This window comes from Paenibacillus sp. Z6-24, assembly GCF_054161335.1.
In genome coordinates, this window is sequence record NZ_CP096398.1 from 4,163,297 (window position 1) to 4,186,167 (window position 22,871).

The 22,871-nt window shown below is 50.2% G+C and carries 16 protein-coding genes; 3 read left to right on the forward strand and 13 right to left on the reverse strand.

Annotation, left to right across the window (positions count from 1 at the left end; all coding sequences use genetic code 11):
• Positions 1–146: 146 nt before the first annotated feature.
• The 12 genes from nirD to M1D61_RS18105 all read right to left on the reverse strand — a co-directional run bounded on the left by nirD (position 147) and on the right by M1D61_RS18105 (position 19,670).
• Complete coding sequence (nirD, locus tag M1D61_RS18050; protein ID WP_458119988.1) at positions 147–467, reverse strand: nitrite reductase small subunit NirD; 321 nt, start codon at positions 465–467, stop codon at positions 147–149.
• Positions 468–560: 93 nt separating this feature from the next.
• Positions 561–2,984 (reverse strand): nitrite reductase large subunit NirB, encoded by a 2,424-nt coding sequence (gene nirB, locus M1D61_RS18055; RefSeq protein ID WP_458119989.1) that lies wholly within the window; start codon positions 2,982–2,984, stop codon positions 561–563.
• Between the two features lie 310 nt (positions 2,985–3,294).
• Positions 3,295–5,949 (reverse strand): cation-translocating P-type ATPase, encoded by a 2,655-nt coding sequence (locus M1D61_RS18060; protein ID WP_458119990.1) that lies wholly within the window; start codon positions 5,947–5,949, stop codon positions 3,295–3,297.
• A gap of 487 nt (positions 5,950–6,436) precedes the next feature.
• Positions 6,437–8,119, reverse strand: coding sequence for an alpha-keto acid decarboxylase family protein (locus M1D61_RS18065; RefSeq protein ID WP_458119991.1), 1,683 nt, complete (start codon positions 8,117–8,119; stop codon positions 6,437–6,439).
• A 380-nt stretch (positions 8,120–8,499) separates the two neighbouring features.
• Positions 8,500–9,102 carry a DUF1273 domain-containing protein gene (locus M1D61_RS18070; RefSeq protein ID WP_458119992.1) on the reverse strand — a complete coding sequence of 201 codons (603 nt, stop codon included), beginning with the start codon at positions 9,100–9,102 and terminating at the stop codon, positions 8,500–8,502.
• Between the two features lie 208 nt (positions 9,103–9,310).
• A complete protein-coding gene (locus tag M1D61_RS18075; RefSeq protein ID WP_046215948.1) occupies positions 9,311–9,526 on the reverse strand; it encodes a hypothetical protein in 216 nt (71 codons plus the stop codon).
• 151 nt (positions 9,527–9,677) lie between these two features.
• Positions 9,678–10,433: a hypothetical protein gene (locus M1D61_RS18080; RefSeq protein WP_458119993.1), complete on the reverse strand. Its 756-nt coding sequence runs from the start codon at positions 10,431–10,433 to the stop codon at positions 9,678–9,680.
• Positions 10,434–10,469: 36 nt separating this feature from the next.
• Entirely contained in the window at positions 10,470–11,255 is a 786-nt protein-coding gene (locus M1D61_RS18085; protein WP_046215950.1) for an SDR family oxidoreductase, read from the reverse strand.
• Positions 11,256–11,624: 369 nt separating this feature from the next.
• Positions 11,625–12,401, reverse strand: coding sequence for an SMI1/KNR4 family protein (locus M1D61_RS18090; protein ID WP_458119994.1), 777 nt, complete (start codon positions 12,399–12,401; stop codon positions 11,625–11,627).
• Between the two features lie 278 nt (positions 12,402–12,679).
• On the reverse strand, positions 12,680–13,450 hold the full coding sequence (aroD, locus tag M1D61_RS18095; RefSeq protein WP_458119995.1) for a type I 3-dehydroquinate dehydratase: 771 nt from the start codon (positions 13,448–13,450) through the stop codon (positions 12,680–12,682).
• 236 nt (positions 13,451–13,686) lie between these two features.
• The gene (locus tag M1D61_RS18100; protein ID WP_458119996.1) at positions 13,687–18,420 is read right to left on the reverse strand and encodes a fibronectin type III domain-containing protein; all 4,734 of its coding nucleotides are present in this window, start codon (positions 18,418–18,420) and stop codon (positions 13,687–13,689) included.
• 239 nt (positions 18,421–18,659) lie between these two features.
• Complete coding sequence (locus M1D61_RS18105; RefSeq protein WP_458119997.1) at positions 18,660–19,670, reverse strand: ion channel; 1,011 nt, start codon at positions 19,668–19,670, stop codon at positions 18,660–18,662.
• 236 nt (positions 19,671–19,906) lie between these two features.
• Here M1D61_RS18105 and M1D61_RS18110 point away from each other — a divergent pair, with 236 nt between their 5' ends.
• Both M1D61_RS18110 and M1D61_RS18115 read left to right on the forward strand, forming a co-directional pair.
• Positions 19,907–20,515: a TVP38/TMEM64 family protein gene (locus M1D61_RS18110; RefSeq protein ID WP_458119998.1), complete on the forward strand. Its 609-nt coding sequence runs from the start codon at positions 19,907–19,909 to the stop codon at positions 20,513–20,515.
• A 96-nt stretch (positions 20,516–20,611) separates the two neighbouring features.
• Entirely contained in the window at positions 20,612–21,283 is a 672-nt protein-coding gene (locus M1D61_RS18115) for a TVP38/TMEM64 family protein (protein ID WP_458119999.1), read from the forward strand.
• 245 nt (positions 21,284–21,528) lie between these two features.
• Here M1D61_RS18115 and M1D61_RS18120 read toward each other — a convergent pair whose 3' ends face one another.
• The gene (locus M1D61_RS18120; RefSeq protein WP_458120000.1) at positions 21,529–22,287 is read right to left on the reverse strand and encodes an MBL fold metallo-hydrolase; all 759 of its coding nucleotides are present in this window, start codon (positions 22,285–22,287) and stop codon (positions 21,529–21,531) included.
• 136 nt (positions 22,288–22,423) lie between these two features.
• Between M1D61_RS18120 and M1D61_RS18125 the strand changes: the two genes are divergently transcribed.
• On the forward strand, positions 22,424–22,834 hold the full coding sequence (locus tag M1D61_RS18125; RefSeq protein WP_458122555.1) for an Lrp/AsnC family transcriptional regulator: 411 nt from the start codon (positions 22,424–22,426) through the stop codon (positions 22,832–22,834).
• The last annotated feature ends 37 nt before the right edge of the window (positions 22,835–22,871 follow it).

Here is a 22,871-nt window from a genome sequence, read left to right on the forward strand (position 1 = left end):
GACTGCAAAGCAAACAGGCACCATCCTGATAATCACCCCAAGGTAACCGTCAGAATGGTGCCTGTTTATTTCGTAGTAATGCTTCCTTATTTAAACTAATGATTGCTCATAAAATATTGCTTGCCTCTAACTTCTTCATCTACCAATCAGACAGCGATCCATACCTGACCATTTGCCAGCTTCACATCAAAGGTACGCACCTTACCTTCATCCGGCGCCTGTACCAGTCCAGTCTCCAGATCAATCTGCCAGTCATACAGCGGATCGTACAATATATGCCCGGATACGATCCCTTCGGCAATCGGGCCGCCTTTTGGATGAGGGTTGCGGTTCTCCAATGCATATACCTGATCATCCGATGTGCGGAACACGGCAAGTTCCATTCCTTTCAGTTCCAGTACACGACCGATCCGGCTCATGAATTCCTCCAGCTGACCGACAGGGTAAAATGTCTGTACACTGTTCATCGCTTCATCTCTCCTTATATCTCTGTGTGGATACACCTGAATTCACGTTATGGTTTGAGCATTTATTTATCGTTTCCTCGACGTATACTTTACTTAGACTTCGACTTTTTTACCGAACAGCGCGGTACGGGTTTCTTCGTCGTTCAGTACTTTTTGCCAAGGATCTTCAACCTGGGCGAGTGCGATATTGACACGATCTACCAGCTGCTGGCGGTTGTTTTCGTCTTCCAGGATAGCTGCCTTGATCGTATCCAGCCCTATGCGCTCTACCCATTCCGAAGTACGCTCCAGGTATTTTCCTGTCTCGCGGTAGTACTGGATAATCGCGCCGCACAGATCGATCAGCTCCTGATCAGTTTTGACTTTGCAGAACGAATCGGCCAGACGGGCTTTGATCCCGCCGTTACCACCGATAAAGATCTCCCAGCCGCCGTCATTGCCGACGATACCGATATCTTTGGTGCATGACTCCGCACAGTTACGAGGGCAGCCATTGACCGCCATTTTGAACTTGGCCGGGAAGTCCAGGCGTTCGAACCGCTGTTCCAGCGATGCGCCCATTCCCATCGAATCCTGGGTACCGAAGCGGCAGAATTGCGAACCGACACAGGTTTTGACCGTACGCAGCGATTTGGCGTAGGCATAACCCGATGGCATATCAAGCTCTTCCCATACTTTTGGCAGATCTTCTTTCTCGACACCGATCAGGTCAATCCGCTGTCCGCCGGTCATTTTGACGGCTTTGACATTGTATTTGACCGATACATCGGCGATTTTTTTGAGGTCTTCCGGAGTGGTGACACCGCCATACATACGCGGTACGACGGTATACGTACCGTCTTTCTGAATATTGGCGTTCATGCGTTCATTGACGAAGCGCGACGATTTCTCATCCTGGTAGTCTACCGGATAGATCATGCCGAGATAGTAGTTGATCGCAGGACGGCATTTCGAGCAGCCTTCCGGCTTTTGCCATTCCATCACGTTCATGACTTCCTTGACAGTACGAAGTCCTTTTTCACGAATGGCAGCGACTACTTCATCACGGCTGTGGGTAGTACATCCGCACATGCCCTGACTCGAAGCGACAGCCGCGCCATCACCGAGTACATACTGCAGAATCTGTTCGACAACAGGTTTACAGCCGCCGCACGAACGGGTTGCACCTGTACATGCTTTGATCTCATCGACACTGGTCAATCCTTTGTCCTGTATCGCACTGACGATATCCAGCTTGGTGACACCGTTACAGCCGCAGACAATCTCGTCATTGGCCATTGTTTCGACCGAAGCTTTTTTCTTGCTATGGCTGCATCCGCCGGTACCCATCAGTTCGGCATACAGCTCGTCGGTCATCGGTGCGGCTTCGCGAATCAGCTTTTGCAGCTGGGCGGAGTCATTGATGTCGCCGAACAATACAGCGCCGACGATAATGTTATCCTGCAAAATGATCTTTTTATAGGTTCTCTTCCAGTCATCACGTGCTGTAATGACGGATTGATGTTCATTTTCAATAAATACGCCGGCCGAGAATACATCGACACCGGAGATTTTCAGTTTGGTCGATACGGTCGATCCTTCATACGGCTGGGCTTCGAGACCGCAGATCTGCTTGGCCAGTACCATACCCTGTTCGAACAGCGGAGCGACCAGACCATAGCAGGTCTCACGGTGCTGTACGCATTCGCCGACAGCATATACATTTGGCATGGAAGTCTGCAGATAATCATCCACCAGAATACCGCGTCCGGTCTCAATGCCGCTGTTTTGTGCCACTTCGATATTCGGACGGATACCCGCTGCCATGACGACAAAGTCAGCCTGAAGTGTCGAGCCGTCCTTGAACAGCAAGCGTTCTACGCGCTCGCCGCCCTGCAGTTCGGCGGTTTGTGCGCCCATGCGGAATTTGATACCCTGGCTTTCCAGTTCCTTTTTCAGCATCGCTGCCGCTACGGAATCCAGCTGGCGTTCCATCAGGTCATCCATCAGATGGACCACGGTTACATCCATACCGAGGCTGACCAGACCTTTGGCCGCTTCGAGACCGAGCAGACCGCCGCCGATTACCGCAGCAGTGCGATAATTCTTGGCCGCCTCCATCATCTGATGGCAATCGGCAATATCACGGAATCCGACAACACCCTGCTTTTCATGACCGGGGATCGGGAGAATGAGCGATTTGGAACCGGTAGCGATAATGACTTTGTCATAAGGCACCTGCAGGCCGCTATCCGTCAGGATCATCTGTGTCTCCGGATCGATCGCTGTCACCGTTACACCGGTATGCAGTGTAATCCGGTTCTCTTCATACCATTCATGGCTGTTCAGTACGATATCATCGATCGTCTGGCTGCCTTCCAGTACATAAGAGAGCATGATCCGGTTGTAGTTGGGATGCGGCTCGCTGCCGATGACGGTGATGTCGTAAGCTCCGCCCAATTTGATAATCTGCTCCAGTGTTGCTACCCCTGCCATCCCGTTCCCAATCAGTACCAAGCGTTCGCGTGTTGTGTTCATATGGATTCCTCCTGTATTCTCTGTTGTCCTCTTTATCTATTTGGCTTTCCGGCTTAACTGGTTATAGTTACCATATCATGTTACCAATTTCACAATCTTTAGTATTTAAAATTAGATGTTTTCTTATGTTCCCAGTATACCTGTGATGTTAGGTTCCAGATGTGACATAGATCACATTACTTAAAATTTCATCTACTTTTTTTCTTCTTATCTACCTTCGTTCTATTCCCTTTCAAAAGATCCGAAGGGAGAAGTTTATTCGGCTTTCCTCCTGCATGGTTTTTTGTTGACTATACCGGTTTCCAATAAATTAATACTGCTCCGAGCGATGTGAAACAGTACTTCGACGGTGCGAAGTCAGCCCTTTTCTCAACTCCACCGCAATCAATGGTATGACTGATAATACGACAGCCAGTCCCCAGTGCGGCAGGCTCATCGGTACCAGTTGGAAAATGGCTGCAAGCGGCGGTACGACCGCTACCAGCACAATAATGGACATTGACAGCAGGGCGCACCAGAACAGCGGCCGATTCGAGGTGAATCCCATTTTGAAAATAGATTCGTGATTGCTTCGTACATTGAAAACATGAATAATCGACGACAAGCCCAATATCACAAAAGCCATCGTCTGGCCCAGCATCGGCGATGCGTTAATCGGTGTACCCAGCTCCACAAAGCTGCCGACATAAAACCCGATCAGGGTAATGATTGTGAAAATCAGTGCCTGAGACATGATTCTGGCAGCGAGACCTTCTGCAAAAATATGGGCATTCCTGGATACTGGTGGTCTGTTCATATGATCCTTTTCGGCTGCTTCACGGCTTAGGAAAAGTCCGGGAAGCCCGTCGGCCACCACATTGATCAGCAGCAGCTGAATGGCAATCACCGGTGCTCCCCAGCCGAGCAGAAAGGCAATAAGCATCACTATAATCTCTGAAATATTACAGCTCAGCAGAAAATAAATCGCTTTGCGGATATTATCGTATACTCTCCGTCCCTCACTGACCGCCTCGACGATCGTCGCAAAATTATCGTCGGTCAGCACCATGTCTGCTGCGTTCCGGGACACATCTGTACCGGTAATGCCCATCGCCGCTCCCACATCGGCAGCTTTCAGCGCAGGGGCATCATTTACACCATCACCGGTCATTGCAACCACTTCACCTCTGGCCTGCCATGCTTTAACAATACGGATCTTGTCTTCGGGGCTCACACGTGCATATACACTGTAACGGTGTACCTGATGAATCAATTCTTCTTCGGACAGCTCCGCCAGCTCAGCGCCGGTAATTGCCTTTTGCCCACTGGACAGAATGCCAAGCTCTCTCGCGATCGCCGAAGCGGTGACAACATGATCGCCCGTAATCATTACTGTAAGAATGCCGGCCTGCTTGGCTTCATGGACAGCTGTTTTACTTTCGGGTCGCGGCGGATCGATCATGCCAACCAGACCGGCAAATGTTAGATTACTCTCCAGCTCAGCTACATCCATGCTCGTCGGCATCTTTTCGTAATATTTGTATCCGACCGCCAGTACACGCATTGCTTTGGAGGCAAAGCAATCATGGATAATCTGCGCATGCTCCTGCATTCCTTCTTCATAGTGGACAGGAATACGGTCAAAAGCTCCCTTGGTCACGGATAGATATCCCTGCTCCAGCTGGTGTACAGTGGTCATCAGCTTACGGTCGGAATCAAAAGGAATCTCAAAAATGCGCGGGTATTTGATATCAAGTGCAGCCTTGTTGCTTCCTTTATTATGCAGCAGCTGGATGATTGCGGAGTCGGTCGGATCACCAACCGCCTTCTCTTTATCGCCCACCTGTTCCATAGAAGCATTATTAACCAGACTTAACATGAACAGCAGCTCTTCCTCGGGTTGAGCCCAGTCTTCCTCTGCAGACTTTGGCGCATGTCCGGCCGCCCATACCTGCTGAACTGTCATTCTGTTCTCAGTCAGCGTACCCGTTTTGTCCGAACAGATAACCGAAGCACTGCCCAGTGTCTCCACGGCCAAGATCCGCCGAATGATCGCATGGCGGCTGACCATATTTTGCACGCCAACAGCCAGTGTAATAGTTACAATAACCGGCAATGTCTCCGGCACAGCTGCGACGGCCAACGAGACGGCAGTCATCAGCATATTCAGCGCCGGTTCTTTCTGGAACAGACCAATCAGGAATAGGAGCAGACCAGCAATCACAGCCATCAGGCTCAGTCTTTTGCCGAGCCTCGCCAGACGTATCTGCATTGGAGTCTGCTGCTTGGATGTACTGTTCAGCAGACCGGCGATTTTCCCCATCTCCGTATCCATGCCTGTTTTTACTACTACTGCAGTGGCGCGCCCGTTTATAATCATGCACCCGGAGTACAGCATATTCAGCCGGTCACCCAGCGGCGTATCGCCATCCACCTGGGCGTGTTCATCTTTTTCGACCGGTACACTTTCGCCGGTAAGCGCAGATTCTTCTGCCTTTAATCCGCTGCTTGTAATGATACGGGCATCCGCCGGAATCATATCTCCGGTCTCCAGCAGAATAATGTCACCAGGCACCAGCTCTCTGGCATCAATCAGCTGTTTACTGTGATCACGGATCACCGTAGTCATTTGAGTATTCATGTTCTTAAGTGCTTCCAATGCACGTTCTGCATTACTTTCCTGACGGATACCCAGTACGATGTTGAGAACAACAATAGCGATAATTGTAGCTGGCTCGGCAAATCCATGCCTTGCCGTAATCGCCAGATAGAGTGATATCACTACGGCAATCAGCAAAATGATCGTTGTCACTTCCGTCAGCTGATGCCCGATTTTGTGCAGCAGACTTTCCTTCTTCTCTTCCTCGTACTGATTCAGGCCCTTGGTACTTTGTCGCTCCATAACCTGCTGATTGGTCAGCCCTTGTTCCGGGTTCGTATGCAGCGCCTGAATAACCTCATCCAGCTTCTTCTTTACCCATTTCATCGAAACACCTCTCCCGTCTTGGTTGTCGGCTCACGATTTTAGTCTTCGACGTTGTGATGGTGCATGATGGAGCGGTAAAGGATCCTCATCCTTCCTATATTCAACTCTGCTGTATTCGTGTACTTTATCCCCCTTCCGATCAATAAACGGCAGAGCTTGCGCTCTATCTGCATTGCCGGGAATCATGTAAGGTTCACTGCTGTATCTCTAAATGAATCGATTGGAAAGAAAATGGTTCAAATCCACCTAACTAAAATTGTGATGTTTGTTGCCTATCTCAATATACTTTACATCTGCACATTGTCACGTGATTGAAATCACAATATATGTAAACTTTGATTGTTTTCATGAAAAAACAAAAAAGGAACATTCCCTTTCATACCGGGAAATGTTCCTTTTTTGTGCTTCTTGCTGTCGGTATATGCTCTAGCCGGGAAGCCTGAATTGCAGCGGGTTCCCGGCGCTTATCCCATAACGGAAAAGCGGGTTACTGCTGCTTCTCCTGCTCCTGCATAAATTCACGAATTTTCTTCATATAATCCGGTGCATCTATCGGATCACCGGCGATCATCTCGATCAGACACAGACGGTGCTGCTGCTGCTGTTCAGCCTGACGGATCGCTTCGTCCAGCTCTCCGTTGGTGGTTACCCGGGCAGTATAAGCTTCCCGGCCAAAGGTCTGGATCAGCTGGGTATAATTCCAGCCCGGAATCTCGTTATACGTCTGCTTGGATACCTCTTCCTTGACGTTCAGGTATTTCTCGATCGTATACCCACCGTTATTCAGTACGAAAATGATCGGCTTGCAGCCGTATTCCAGCATGGAACTCAATTCCTGCACGGTCAGCTGCATCGATCCCTCGCCTGTAAATAAAATCACCCGGCGATCCGGAGCAGCGATACACGCGCCAAATGTCGACGGTGTCGCATACCCGATACTTTGCCAACCGCCCTGACCGATCAGCATGGCATTCTGCGGCAGACGGATCTGGGACATGCCGTAAAACAGCGTTCCCGTCTCGGTGACAACAATATCACCACTTTGCAGCAGCTGCTGGAAGCGTGGATAATAGTAGCCCGTATGCAGCGGCTCATCCAGCTGCCCCTGCTGCTCCGTATAAGGGAAGGACGTCTCCGGCACAGATGACATACTCATCCAGCCCAGCTCGATCAGCGCATTGATCATGTCTTCGCCGCGGATATTCTGGTAGGCCGCTTCACCGATCATGACCGATTGGGGCTGAATATTGATAACCTTGTTCATATCCAGCTTGGCCGTAAAGTTGGCTGTATTTGTATCCGACCAGATCAGCCCCAGTGCGATCACGGTGTCGGCATTTTCCACAATCTGTGTTACTTCCTGATTGCTAAAGGCTCCGCTGTATACTCCGATATAGCGGGCATGACTCTCGTCGAATCCGCTTTTGCCCATCATCGTGGATGCGGCCGGGATATTGAGCGCTTCGGCGAGATGGCGTGCCGGCTCCTGCCAGCGCTGGCGCAGAACGGTGCTGTCGGACAGCAGGACTGCATTTTCCGAAGCTTCCAGCAGCTGGCGAGCATGGCTGATCGCAGCCTGAAGCGAGGACTGGCTGGTCTCCAACGGCTGCTGCTGTGGCGTATGCTGGAATACCTGCTCGGTAACCAGGTCGATAGCGACCATGAGATAGACCGGTTTGCCGGTCGTTTTGGCAATATGGATCGCCTGTGGAATCTCGAACATGGCATTTTCCGGTGTCAGTACGGTAGTATAGGCGGTGATCGGCTCATATACGCGGCGGAATACGTCGTAATCTCCGTCAAGCAGTGTATGGTGCATCAGCTTTTTGCCCTGCTGTGCCTGGGTCTTCGGCGTGCCAACAATATGGATAATCGGTATATTCTCGCTGTACGCGCCGGCGATGGCGTTGCATGCGCTCATCTCGCCAACGCCAAATGTGGTGATCAGCGCAGAGATACCTTTGATCCGTGCATACCCGTCTGCGGCATACCCGGCATTCAGTTCATTACGCGCAGGGACAAATCCGATGCCTTCATACTTTTCCAGCGTATCGAGCAGGGTAAAATTATAATCTCCGGGCACCCCGAAAATCTCGGTAATTCCCTCCTGCTGCAGACAATCCAGCAAATAGTTTCCCAGCGTTGTTCCGGTTTTGGTCAATGTACTCATTATAATCCCCTCTCGTCTTCCAGATTCATCATCCGCCGCCTGGATCACAGCAGCAGATGCACTCTTTAGAGTATTACCCGTTTGCCGGGAAAATCACTTGGAAAAGAGGATAAAAGAATAACGGATGTGCAGAAAGCTGGAGGATGAGACCGCTTAGAGGAGCCAGCACATACGAGGAATACCCAACAAAAAAAGCAGCTCCTTATGGATATGGAAGCTGCTTTAAATGGTAGATGCTTTTAAGAAGATGCTTTATTCTGAACAGAAAAACCACCCTGATTGATTCCCTATAGGCTGATTCCAATCATTGCTTTCCCCTCTACACTGCCAATTAGGTTGGGTTGGATCTTTGTCCGGCTTGAGTATTTGCTCGCATATTGCTAGATTTCTTCAAAAGAATCGGTAACCCGCTCCTCGAAATTCTCTTCAAACTGCTCTTCCATGCGCTGTTCGTCCGCGATGGTCTGAATATCCTCCGAGCTGATGCTCATATAACGGTACCCATCGGCCTGCTGCCGCTTCAACGCTTCCTCTTTGAAAAAGCGCGGGCTGCCTTCGCCGGCATCCTCATCATAGACGAGCAGAATACCGTCTGTTTTGCGGAACAGCAGTTCATCCCGTGCCTTGAACTGCCAAATGCCCTGATACGGCTGGTTGCTGACGATACCGTGAAAATCAATGCCTTTCATAATCTCGTTATAATATTCCTTCTTGTCGTCACTCCACCGTTCCTCCGAATTGGCAAAGGCCGACAGGATGGACACTCTCAGCTGTGGGTACTGCTGCTTCAATTCGATCGCGACTTCGCATGCCCACAGATCGACTCCGTACTGACCGGGCGTGATCACCCACTCCACCCCTTCCTCGATCAGCGGGATCAGCTTGCTGCGGATGGCCTGCTGGATATAGACGATGCCTTCATGCTTTTGCCCGAAAATATTCAGCTCATGCGCACGGTAGCCGGTGACCAGTAGATTCTTCATTTGCTGTATTCCTCCGCTTCCGTCATTCTTCTGTATTATCATACCACAGGCAGATACGCATCGGCAGTTGGACATGGAGAGATGGGTGGTAATGTGCAGTTCGTTGGTAATACTGGACGGAGAACTGGAAATATGGATTTTCGGCAAAATAAAGAACCAGTTCGTGTATCCGAACTGGTTCTCAGGGAAAGACTGCTGTGGCAGAATATTAGGTCCCCATTTTTTTGCGCTGGTTATTTACCTTTTTGGTCATCTGGCTTTTCATCTTCTGACCGCCGGTTGCAGTCTGACCGCCCGGGCCTTTGCCCTGGTTGTTTTGTTTCTTCTGAGCCAGCAGTCGTTTGGCTGCTTCGGCCTGGCTTAATTTCTTCGCCTCAACGGATGATTGCTCACCGGATGGCTGGGATGGTTGTTCTGTAGTCAATGTACTCACCTCAGCTAGATGATAACACACAGACCGCGGCAACTCTACAGCGACTTTTGTCTATGGGCTGTATGAATGGTATATGGATGGCATATAAACCAATTGATTGTTAACGTTCTGATCATTTACAGCAATAATTTTCCGCTTCCATTTACATCGCTGACGGATTCAGCAGGTATATCTCCTTGTGCTTCGGATCGAGGGCTGCAAGTATAGTTCCACGACCGGATGGTGACATAAAGCGGCTTCGTTCGGTACCGCCGACGATCATTTCCGGGCGCAAATTGTAAGAATGCTGGGTATGCTGTGGCAGCTCGGCCAGCAGTGTCTGCCCCAGTTCCTGCGCGATGAGATGATCCAGCAGCAGGTCGTCAGCGACAGGCAGCTGATTGCCTGTCAGTTCGGTCATCTGACGGAATTCACCGGTCCGCTGATAATGGGTCTTGGTATACAGATAGCTGTAAATACCTTCCGCATAACGCCGGGAGTCAAAGGTAGCGATGCTGTTCAGCGCGACCTGCACGTTGGTCCCGTAATCGGCGGCGCTGATTTTCTCGTGCAGATAATACTCGCTGTTGCGGTTGAAGTCCTCGAGCAGCCAGCCATACACTTCAGAAATATTATTGTATTCGCCAAAAGCCGCCGGATCGCCCATGTACCGGTAACGTCCTTCATTATATTGGAATCCATGAATAATATTCTCCGCACACGGACGAGGCGACGTACAGGATAACCCATCGGTGCCCAGCAGATGAATCGTATATTCCTGCTGATCCTGTATATGCTCATGCGTGAATGACATCAGCGGCAGAAAATAACAGGATAACGCCGGGTTCTCCAATACCTCGGCCGGTTCGGGATACAGTCGTACCGTTGGATTCGCGCTTGGTTGATTCAGGGAAATCATCGTCATCCACTCCTTGTCAGCTGCAGGCATGTACGGTTAGCCGTTACCACCCTGGAATGAAGGGTACTTGGTCATACCACCGTCCGCAAAGATCGTAATGCCGGTCACGTAGCTCGCTTCCGACGAAGCCAGCCAGGCCGCTACCGCAGCGATCTCTTCAGGCTTGCCGATATAGCCCATCGGGATCAGCTTCTCGACTTTTTCCTTTTCCTTGGGGTCAGAGAATTTCTCGGCATTGATCGGCGTATTAATCGCACCCGGCCCGATCGAGTTAACTCGGATGCCGTTCGGCGCGTATTCCATTGCCAGCGTCTGGGTCATCATCTTCACGCCGCCCTTACTAGCCGTGTAATGTACAAAATGCGGCCATGGGATAATCTCATGTACGCTCGACATGTTAATGACACTGCCTTTGATATTGTGCTTTAGCATGTATTTGATCGCTTCGCGGCTGCCGAGGAAGGCGCCGGTCAGATTGACATTAATGACTTTGTTCCAGTCGTCCAGTGTCAGTTCATGCGAAGGCACTTCATTCTCCATACCGGCATTGTTGATCATGATATCCATGCTGCCGAACTGATCATGAGCCGCCTGGATAATTTTCTCCACGTCCTCTTCCTTGGACATATCCCCCTGCATATCAATCGCCTGACCGCCGGCTTCCTTGATCTTTTGGATCGTCTCTTCCACGCCGTCATGATTGCTGTGATAGTTGATCACCACATTCGCTTTTTCCTGTCCAAAACGCAGGGCGATGGCCTGCCCGATACCTGTGGCTGCGCCGGTAACAATGACTGTTTTGCCTTCCAAATCCGGATACATAATAGTGCCTCCTCTATGTGTGATCGTTCTGTTACGTTCATTATTTCCCCTACAACCGTCTGTCTCACTGCCAGCTGTTATCCGTTCATATGAATGCGGGATACGTTAGCAGTATACAAAGAATCGTTACACTTAAATACGGACGAATAAACAGCTGCATCGTATTTAACTGTCATTATCAAAAGGGTATGCGATCGCTTTTCATGATAAATGAAAGGCTGTTTGTCTTGAATCGGGAAATGCATGGAAAGGCGGTATAAAGCAGATGGACGAGCTGCAGGCTTTTTCCAAAGATTGATCCACTCCTTGCGATACCCGCGCAACAAAGATGCACAGCTGCATTTATTGCGGCTGTGCATCTTTTAATGGTTAACGTATACCGTGTTCATGCATAAACCCGAGCAGGCGATCCAGGAAACCGGACTCTTCTCCCTGCTGCTCTTCTTCGTAAAAGACAGCCACCTCTCGGCTATAGGCATAATTGAACCGTACATATCCGTTCATCCGCCGGTAGAAAAGCAGCCCGGCATATTCATCTGTAATGATCAGATCCGGAGGCATTGTCTCTGCACATTCATGGCAAATGGCTATCAGATTCATATTGACTACTCCTGACGCCTCAGCTGCTGTATCGGACGCTGCATCAATCTGCTCCTGAGCGTCAAGCATCAGGAACAGGTGCTGCTTCCGCTCATTCCATGGCTCAAAGTAGCGACCGTCTTCGGCAAGGTCCAGCGGGCCATAAACTTCCTTGACCCATTCGTTCATACACTCGATCCATGATGTACCATTACAGTTGAGCCGACCGACCTTTTCCGAATGCCGTGGCAGCCAGATCAAAGACTCCACCGTTGGATGCACCGCTACAAAATCCCCGTCGATCGTCGTGGCGATTACTACACATTCTCCCAGCTGTTCACGGGTGATTGGACTATGCTCATCATGCTCCCATATCTCATAATCGACAAATTCCCGCAATTGTTCCCGGTTTGGGTATTCCACGTTCATGATGCCGCAGTAGGTCCCCTGACCATATTGCCCCATAAATTGCACATACGCCTGAGGCAGGCTGATATTCCATTCATGCTCCAGCTGCTGCAATTGTTCCGTTCCTGCGGTCTGCAAATGTTCGGACACGATATACATACTATGTATGACCTCCTGATTATAAATGGGTACGTTTTTCTGTTCGCTGTGCTTTTTTTGTCAAAATAAATGGATTCTGCAGTGTCTCTTCAGATCTTCCTGCTTCACATCTTCTCCAATTATCTAATCATGCAATCAGGGATACATGCAAAATGGCATACACATCAGTCATGTGCATACCATTTTGTACATTTGCTTCAATTTGTCGGATTACATCGACTTAACCCATTCATCCACCCTGAAGGCAGCCCGTTATCCAGATGCGATCTCATTTCCACTTACAGCGTTGCATGAAACAGCTTCAACGTCTGCCGCAAGTCCTCTACAGGCACCTGACCCGGTGCGGATTCATTGCGCAGGGAGCCAAATGTCAGTGCAGAACCGAACAGCTCGCCGGCGATGCGGGTAACCATACCCTGACCGGACATGGAGATGGTAATGATCGGATGATCGGTCTGCTCATGCATACTGCAGGTCGCATCCAGCAGAGTCAGCACATCGCTCGTCTTTTGCGGCATCATCGATATTTTGGGAATATCGGCACCGAGTTCCAGCGCACGGTGCATACGGGACAGCAGCTCTTCCTTGGGCGGTGTCTGCTGAAAATCATGATTGGACACAATCACATGCACATTGTGCTGATGAGCAGTATCGATAAACGGACAAATACGCTCTTCATTCATAAACAATTCAATATCCACCAGGTCCACCTGACCGGTGGAGACGACTTCCTCATTCAGACGGAAATATCTCTCTTCGTCGATCTCCCGTTCCCCGCCTTCACGGCTTGTACGGAATGTAAAGATCAGCGGACGCGAAGGAAGAATCGACCGGATACTGCCAAGTGCGGATTTCACCTTTTCGATATCTTCTACATCTTCATAGAAATCGACGCGCCACTCTACCACGTCTACGTCTGCAGCCTGCATCGCCAGCGCTTCCTGCCGGATTTCTTCCAGAGTTCGACCGATCAGGGATACACAAATCTTGGGCATGCCTTCACCGATACTTACATGCTTTGCAATTACGGGTTTGATTGTCTGAGCCATTTTCAACTACTCCTTTGTCTAGTCTATACCAGTTGAATGAAGTATATACGGAAATTGAATACAGCACAATTGTATCATCAGGGCGGATGATACTGTCGGTCTTCGCCCGGATTACCATGTATTCTTCACCCGTTCCACTATTGATCATATACCCGATCATGCAGCCGATGAAGTGACGAAATGAAGGCAGACTATGAAGTAACAAGCTGCCCGTTTCCTTATTCTCACATAGCGTTTTATTGCAGTAGTCCTGCCTGAATGCCTCGGTACATTATCAGGGATGCTTCCGCGCGTGTCAGCTCTGTGCGCGGGCGGAATGTGCTGTCCGGGTAGCCCTGAAGAAGCCCTTCAGAGCTAAGTCTGTTTACCGCTTCAACCGACCAGTTTGCTATGGTCTGCCGATCGCTATACGGCATCACCGAATCTTTGCGGCCAAGACGGGAATCGATCAAGCCTGCGAGAATCTTGGCTGCCTGTTCCCGGGTAATGATCTGATCGGGACGGAAGCGGGTGGTGCTGAATCCGTCTACGATGCCGCTGTTATAAGCAATTCGCAGCTCAGGCACGTACCAGGCATCAGGCTGCACATCCTGGAAAGAAAGCCTGCTTTGATCGGCCGCATGAACTTCTTCATCGGTATGCAGCATACGGACAAGCATTGCTGTAAATTCTGCCCGGCTGACTCCTTCATCGGGCGCAAACCGGGTACTGCTTTTGCCCCGGATCATGCCGAGTGCAGACAAATAGCGGATCGCCTGTTCTGCAAAATGGTTATGAATATCGTCAAACTCGGCAGCCACTCCCATTCCAGCGGGGACCTGTATAGCAGCTGAGTCAGCTGTATGGTCATCTTTTTTACCAACAGCCGTCATTTCTGCCGCTGTAGCAGCAGTAGATGGTATCATGCCTGCTTTGTCACCGGCATTGCTGCCGTTCATTTCCATCGTTACAGGAGCCTGTCCTTCATGAGTCGTCCGCAGAAGAATCGGCACAGGAACAGAAGCTTCGCCCAGTTCATTTTCTGTCCATACGAGAAAGGAATAATTTGTCTCTGCGCGCAGAGAATTCAGCGTAAGCTCTGTCTTGTAACCTCTGGACAGAATTTTATTTTTGCCGGATGCAAAAACAAACTGCTCATGCTGCAGACCTGTACGAATCGCCAGTTCTGCCCCGTGTCTGCGGGCAATTGTCTCTACGGCAAAATCATTGTCCGGCAGAGTTACAAAGCTGGCGACCGGATAATGTCTGCTCTCTCCACCGCTGTTGCTGGCAGTGATGGAGTAACCAGCATAACGCTTCGCGCTATCCAGCGCAGTCAGATTATAATAGGTATCCCCGCTCACTGTTGCCAGACGCTGTCCGGCCGGATCATAAATATGATACTGGCTCGCCCCCTGTACGGGATTCCAGCGAATCACCGCATGATGGGTGCCACGCTGTGCTATCCCGGTTACACGTTCCGGCTGGGTCTTCCCGGCATCCGGTACCGCCTGGTAGTCCAGCGAGACTGCTGCTCCCTGACCGCTGGCATTAACCGGAATCACCGTTATTCGTCCCCATCCTCCGGGAGCAAGACGATTGCCGGCTTCCCTATACTCCGGCTGACGAATCTGCGCCAGCTCCGTACCGGATGAATCCATAATTGTATAATGATCCACCCCGGGCTGTGGATTCCATTTCAAAATAATCTCACCCGGTTCGTTATGCGCTACCGTCATGCCGGTGACAGATGAGGGAAGTGTCATCGTATGACCGATCAAAGCTGAGGAATAACCGGATTCATTGCCCGCTTGTATGGTAAAGGAATACGTCTGTCCCGGCTCCAGCTGCTCCAGTACAAAATGTCCATCCGGACGATCATACACCTGTCCATTCAGCGTCAGCCGATAACGGTCTGCCCCATATACAGGCTCTACTGCAGCCCTGAAACTATGCTCATCCTGACCGGTTACGGATACGTTGGTCGGCTGATCCGGCAGCACTGCTTCCGTGATCTGCTGTGATGCTCCGAAGCCGCTGCTGTTGAATGCCTGTACTGTAAAATTATACGTTCGTCCGGCTGCCAGATCACTGTATGTGTAACGGGTATCCGTCGTCATTCCGACATATTCCTGATCCAGATACAGCCGGTAACCGGTCGCTCCTCTGGAGCGCTGCCATTGTATCGTCTTGCTGTGCTGTGCAGTATCGGTGGAATGCAGCTCCTGTACACTGGCCGGAAGTGTCCATATGCCCGGCAGACTGGCAAAGTAGCCAAACCCGGTTCCATTGGACAGCGCCAGATCATAATCAAACAATGAACCGGAAGCCAGCTGTGTATCGCTGAATGTCATCATCGCTCCCGGCAAATAAGTATCTTCAGTGACCGATTCACCATTGCGACGCAAATCTGCATAGACAGCGCCGGTAACCGTCTGCCAGTGCAGATCGATCCGATCTTCATATGCCGATACCGCCTGAAATCCAAAAGGCGAAGCAGGCAAAGACAAATAACCGACATGAATTGCCTGCCCGCTGCCGCTGCTGTTGATCGCCGATATCGACACATCATACAGCGTATTCGGCATGAGATTATGCGCTTCGGCATAGGTGGTGCCTGTTACGGTTGCTTCATAGTCATGAATGCCAGTGACCGTATTGGTCCAGCTCATATGATAGGCTTCGGCAGAAGGAACTGGCGCAATCTGTACGGAGGCCCGGCTATAATCCCTTCCTTCAAAGGAAATCTCCACCCGCTCCGGCACAGCCGGCAGCGTAGACAGAGTCAGCGGTTCGGAATAGCTGCTGCTTCCCGAATGATTAACAGCCCTGATCCGATAGGTCTGCGCGGTTCCCGCAGGCAGCCCGGTCTCTACATAACGTGTAGTCGGATCGCTCAGCTGATACTCCCTGTTATTGGTCTCATTGATCAGCGTGTAGGTCAGTCCATCCTTCATCCCCTGACCAGGGTAATCCCAGGTCAATGCGATTTCGCTGGCGTCTATTGCCTCGGCATGAAGCACAGGTATATCCGGCAGCCGCTGGATGCGCAAATAGTCTGTACTGGAACGGGTAGTATTGCCTGTACGATCGTTCGCCTGAACGTGCAGATACCATTCCCCTTCTCCATTTACGGGCACATCAAATGCCGGATGATCCGGGTGAATCCATGCTCCCTGATCTGCAGCTGGGGGCGTAGAGTTATGCGTCAATGCATAGGATATGCCAGCAGCTTCAATACCTGATTGCTCATCGGTCACATTTACATGCACCGCCAGATCATCCTCCTGCCAATCCTGACGGGAAGGGGTAAAAGATATGTCCGGTCCGGCAGTATCAATGTTGTTTACCGTGTAAGAAGCTTCGGTCGTATTGCCAAAATGATCTACAGCGGTAAAAGAATACGTTCCGTTGCGGACAGCTTCATAGACCGCCGATGCTCCATCGACATTCTGCTGCGGCGTTGTTATATGATGGATCCATGTTCCTGCGTCGCTGGCAATTGCTTCAATTTGTACGGGAGCAGAGGTCCAGTCGGTAACGGATGGATGGAGCTGAAGAGCCGGCTGATCCTGATCATTTACAGGAATATGTACAGCTGGTGACACATTGCCTTTCTGATCCACTGCCGCCACATGCACATACGAAGCCCGGACAGGCATTGCTGCCGACCAGCTGCTGGAGGTAGTCGTAATCGTACCGGAAGGCTGGGTATCCGGCTGATTGTCGATCAGTATGGAGTATCCTTTGATGCCGGAAGTTACCGTCACCAGCTGATCCGTTGAGTAGCCAGTTGCTGCTTCTTTGCGCGGATATCCTTTGAGCTTGTACGTATAGGCGGTCCCGCGGTCGACCGAAGCATTCCATGTAATATCCAGCTGTCGTGTCTGCCGGTTGGCTGCCGCCCGGAGATTCTGCGGCTGATCCGGCGCTGTCCGGTCGACCGCCTCGGTATCTTCATAATCGGACAGATAGCCTCTGTAGATCGCCTGCCCATCCCGATACAGCTCTGCCTCGGTCGCATAGCCAAATTTGAAATCATCCAGATAAACGACACCTGGTGCTATCGTATCAAAGATCGCATCCATCCCCTGCTTGTCATATTCCATATCCGTATTGGTAGCGACGATGACATTTGTGCTGTACGTTTTCCAGCCTGTATCGGCATTGATCGTTCGCCCTGTAAAAGCATTGTCCTCCCAGTAGGCCGACTGTACATCACTTCCTGCCGCGAAGCTCCCCTGAAAAGCGGAATTCGGATAGAGATACACCCGTTTGTTTGCCACATCTACACTCTGGATGTATACAATACCGATTCCATAATTGCTGGAAGCATTCGCTGCGATATGCATCAGACTATTTTGTGCTTTGCGGCGCGAGAATTCGGCATAGAATTCATCGATATTATCCACAGTAAATGAAGTGTCTCCGGCCCGAACACTGGAAGTAAAATGCACCGGTGACTTGATCGCCGGGTAATATTGCGGGAAATGATTCAGCGGATATGTGCTTTTGCCAAGTCCACCTGCCATATAAGGCTGAATCCAGCCATTTTGCCCGATCGCTCTGGCCTTGAACGTAATCGATAATGGGGTGCCTCGGGGAATACCGTATTTGCGTCCGAGAGACAGTCTGGAACTATCGGATGATGTATTCGGATACCAGTAGGCATTACCTTTGCCGGTCGTGTCCATAACTTTGAGGGAATAGCTGCCGGTATATTTATCCTCCGCAGTCTGGCTCTGTCCCCCAGCAGAATTTTCACCACCCGCATAAGTATTGAATTCGCTTGTCGACTCAAAGCCCGACTGGGTGATTACATCCGAATCAGCCATACTGACTGACCATTCCAGTCTGGCATGATCACCTACCTGCACGGCCGAAGTGAATTCCGGCGCGGATGCGGCAAGTACATGCTGATAAGGCAGCATGCCAACCAGAAGCGATGTGCTTACAGCGACAGCGCCTATTTTTCTCAGTTTAAGCTTCAATCCTGATCCTCCTTTGGAACGTTTCGGATCGGCATCCGCTGTTCCGCCAGACAGAAGCCGATTCCCGTAAGAACACAAAAAAAGCACCCCGCAAAAAGGAAAAATTCCTTATTGCGAGGTGCTTCCTCACGTTCGATTCGTTTTGTCCAGTATACAACCTTAGAACCATTTCGTAAACTATTGTTTTCCCAAAAGTCCTATACATTGTTTGCCTTCCTGCTGCATATCAATATGGAGGCTCAGTCCTTAATGTGGCGGTATGTCTCATCATCGCAGAGCACGAATAGTCTGGCATCTGCCGGAATCGGCTCGGACAGTTTGCGGTTAATGGTCATATCGTTGCGGTCGCTGATGAGCGTCGCACCCATGGTCAATAGCGCCTGGAAAGCATCACCGTACGTTTTCCATTCGGGACGCAAAGAAATGGGGAACAGATCCTCTCCATACCGGCGGTTGAGCAGCTGGTTGATAATATCGTTATTGCCTTCATTCAGGGCAGAACGTACCGCCAGACGGGAGATCGCATCATGGGACAATACAAATTCATTGATATGAATGTGATGGAAATTCTTGATATGGTTCTCGAGCATAATCTCTACAGTCGTATGTACATGGTCAGACAGGCGTTCAATACTGGAAGCGACGAGCAGCGATTTGCCATCCACGAGTGAGGCATCGTCAATCCGTGAATCGGCAAAAATGATGGCTGATTGCGCCTGCTGAACATTTGCCTGATTGAGCGTCTCATCCCGGGTCGGATCTCCATTGACATAATGTACCTGCGGATGGTCGTACGGATGCTTTTCCAGTTCGTCGATAATGATAATATCCAACTCCGGGTTGCTCGAGAACAGCTCGTCGATCGCATATTGCGCCTTTTTGCTCCAGTTGATAATAATGACATGATTTTTGCCGGCATACACCAATTTGCCCGCGTCCTTTCTGCGATTGTATTCTCCGAGGGAGTCAATAATTTTGCCGATGATCAGACTGAGCAGCCCGATGCCGAAGATGTACAGGAAGATAGTGAAAATCTTGCCGGGGATCGATTCCATAAAATAATCTCCGTACCCTACCGTCGCCATCGTGGTCAGTACCCAGTACAGCGCATTGAACCAGTGGGTAAAGGTATCCGGCTCCAGCAAATAGGCAATCATGGAGCTGAACAGCACGAACAGAATCGTCGTCACTGCCAGAACGGATTTGCGCATTCGCAGCAGCTTGCGGGATACCCTGATAATGATATGCATGGTCTTTTCTCTCCTTTCATGCAAACGTCTTCATTTTCATCGCTGATAACCCCTTTGTTGTCAGCAGCTAACAATTATACGTTGAATTTCGGCAAACGATTCATTCCCCGGCTATAGAATCATCCGGCAGCGTCAGCAGATACTTTTACAAAAATATCACAGCAGACCATTCTGCGGCTACACATATTGCTATAATAAATAGAAATGATCTTATGACCCGAAAGGATATACGTGCCATGGATATATCGGAACTTCTGTCTGCCATCAACGAGGAGAATCTGAGACGCTGGATGAACGACTACCGGTCGCTCGGTCCGCTGATCAGTATTCTGATTCCTTTTCTCAAATCATTTATCCCGCCGATGCCCACGATTGTCGTACTGGGCGTCAATGCAGCTGTATACGGACTGTGGATGGGATTTCTGTATTCGTATATCGGCATTATCGGCGGATCGCTCACTGCCTTTGTGCTGATTCGCAAGCTGTCCCAGCATCGCTATCTGGCCCGGATCGTACAGCGGCCGCGGGTGGAGCGTACGCGCCGCTGGGTACGGGATAACGGGTTCAATTATGTGTTTTTGCTGAGCCTGTTCCCGGTCGGACCGTTTACGCTGCTGAATCTGGCGGCCGGGCTGAGCGGTATCCGCTTCCGCTCCTTTCTGATCGCGATCCTGTTTGGCCGGGGAGTCATGGTATTTGCGGTGTCCTTTATCGGGGCAGATTTTGCCCTGTACTGGGAGCAGCCGTGGTATCTGGTATGGGTGGTGATCTTCATCGTCGTCTGCCTGGTGATCAGTCGCCGAATCGAAGCTTATTTCAGCCGCAAGGATCAGCATAATATGTAAAAAAGATTATTCTCTATCCATGTCGCCGGTGATGCAGATGGGTAATAACTGTATAACCATGTCACCCAGCGAACGATGGAGAGAGGATTTGACTTTATGGAAATGACAACACAGCTGCTGTCCGCCCTGAACGAGCAGGGAGTTACGGATCTGATGGAGCAGTACCAGTCGTTCGGACCGCTGGTCAGCATTTTGCTGGCTTTTCTGATTTCATTTGTGCCGCCCCTGCCCACGATGCTTGTTATCGGACTGAACGGAGCTTCCAACGGATTGTGGGCCGGTTTCGTATTTTCGTGGATCGGGGTAATGGCCGGTATCCTGACCGTGTTCGGTCTGGTCCGCCAGCTGTCCCATTATGAATATGTACAGCGTTTTGCCAATCGCAAAAGTATCAGTAAAAGTCTTGAATGGATTCAGAAGAACGGATTTATTTACCTGTTTATGTTCAGTCTGCTGCCATTTGGCCCCTTCACCATGATGCATATTGCTGCCGGGTTGAGCGGTATCCGCTTCCGCACCTTTCTGGCGGCGACTGCGCTGGGCCGGGCCATCATGATCTTTACCGTATCGTATATCGGTTCCGATCTGTCCAGCTATATGGAAAATCCATGGCAGCTCTTACCGGTTGTACTGTTCATTGCGCTCGGCTTCCTGATCGCCCGCAAAATGGAAAGCTGGTTCGGACGAGGCGATGATAAACCGTCAGCAGTTGGCAATCTGGAACTGGAATTGGAGCAGGAACCAACAGGGTGTAAATCGGGGCTGTAAATGGAACGGTTACTGGGAACAGCTGTATCAGCAACCACAATAAAAGTGGTACATCAAGGCTGTTAATCAGAATATTCAATCAGGACTGTATATCGTTACTGCATATCAGAACAGCAAATAGGCGCTGTAACGATGAAAAAGAGACCTTACAAAGGTCTCTTTTTGCATCTTATACCGTGGTTCTTGTATGTTAGCCTATCCCTCAATCTGCGAGATCGTTCGGAATCAACAGGATCATCGATTCCTCAGAATGTATACGATTCGCCGTCTTGCGGTATATGCAGATGATCGGACATTCCCTTTTCCCCGGCATATCGCTTCAGCTCTGCACGTGACAATGTCCAGTGGTTCACCGCTTCCATGTGGACAGAGATGATCTGCGCTTGCGGTGCTGCCTGATATATTTCGTAGATGTCTTCCTTGCTCATGACGAGTGACCCGCCCTGCAGGAACTGGTTGTCACCACCGTTGACGACGATCACTTCCGGCTGATGGGTGTCGATCACTTCCTGAACGGCTGCATACCAGACCGTATCACCGGCTACATACAACGTTTTCTCGGACGGATGCTTGAATACGACGCCGCACACATTACCCGCCATTTTCAGAATCTCGCCGCGCCCGTGTTCGCCTTTGGTCTTGATCAATTGAATATTTTCGAACACTGTATCTTCTTGCAGCACTTCCACATTGGTGAATCCGTCCTGCATGACCACAGCGGCATCTTCTTCATTCTGTACGAACATCTTGATATCCTTGGGCAGCAGCTGCTTGGCGGCATCGTCGTAGTGATCCAGATGCAGATGGGTGACGATCACGGCATTCACATCAATAATATCCTCTACTGCAACCGGCAGACCGACCAGCGGATTCATCTGGTCCTGACGCAGCGAGTTGGGAAATGGCGGGTAAACGCCCTGCTCCGCGAGAAAGGGATCGACCAGTAATTTTCGGCCTGCATATTCGATGACCAGAGTGGCATTGCGAATTAGTTGTATATTCATGAGTGATGCTCCTTTATATTCAGAAATGGGTTTGTGTTTTGCTTTGTCTTTATTTTATACTGAGAACAATTATGTGTTACATGGATAAAATCAAGTCTTTGAGCCGTTTGACTTGATTTCTGAAAGGATTGGGACCATCATGGACCACGTAGACAAACAGATTATCGAGGAGCTGTCCCGTAACAGCCGGATCACCATGAAGCAGCTGGGCGAAAAAGTCCATCTCACCGGGCAGGCCGCTTCGTCAAGAGTAGCACGGCTGGAGGATCAAGGCGTTATTGAAGGATATACGGTCAAGGTCAATCAGGAAAAGATCGGTTACGCGGTACATGCGTTTATCAGCATTTTCACCCAGAGTACGTATCATCAGCCGTATCTGTCTTTTCTGACAACGCAGGAAGCGTATGTGATCCATAATTATAAAATCAGCGGGGACAGCTGTTACCTGCTGGAATGCCAGTTTCCGTCCAATGCGGTGCTGAATCAGTTTCTCATGGATCTGAATCGGCATGTGAATTACAAGCTGTCGATTGTGATTAACAAATAAGCGGGGTTACTGGATGGAGGCAATCGTTATGACGGGA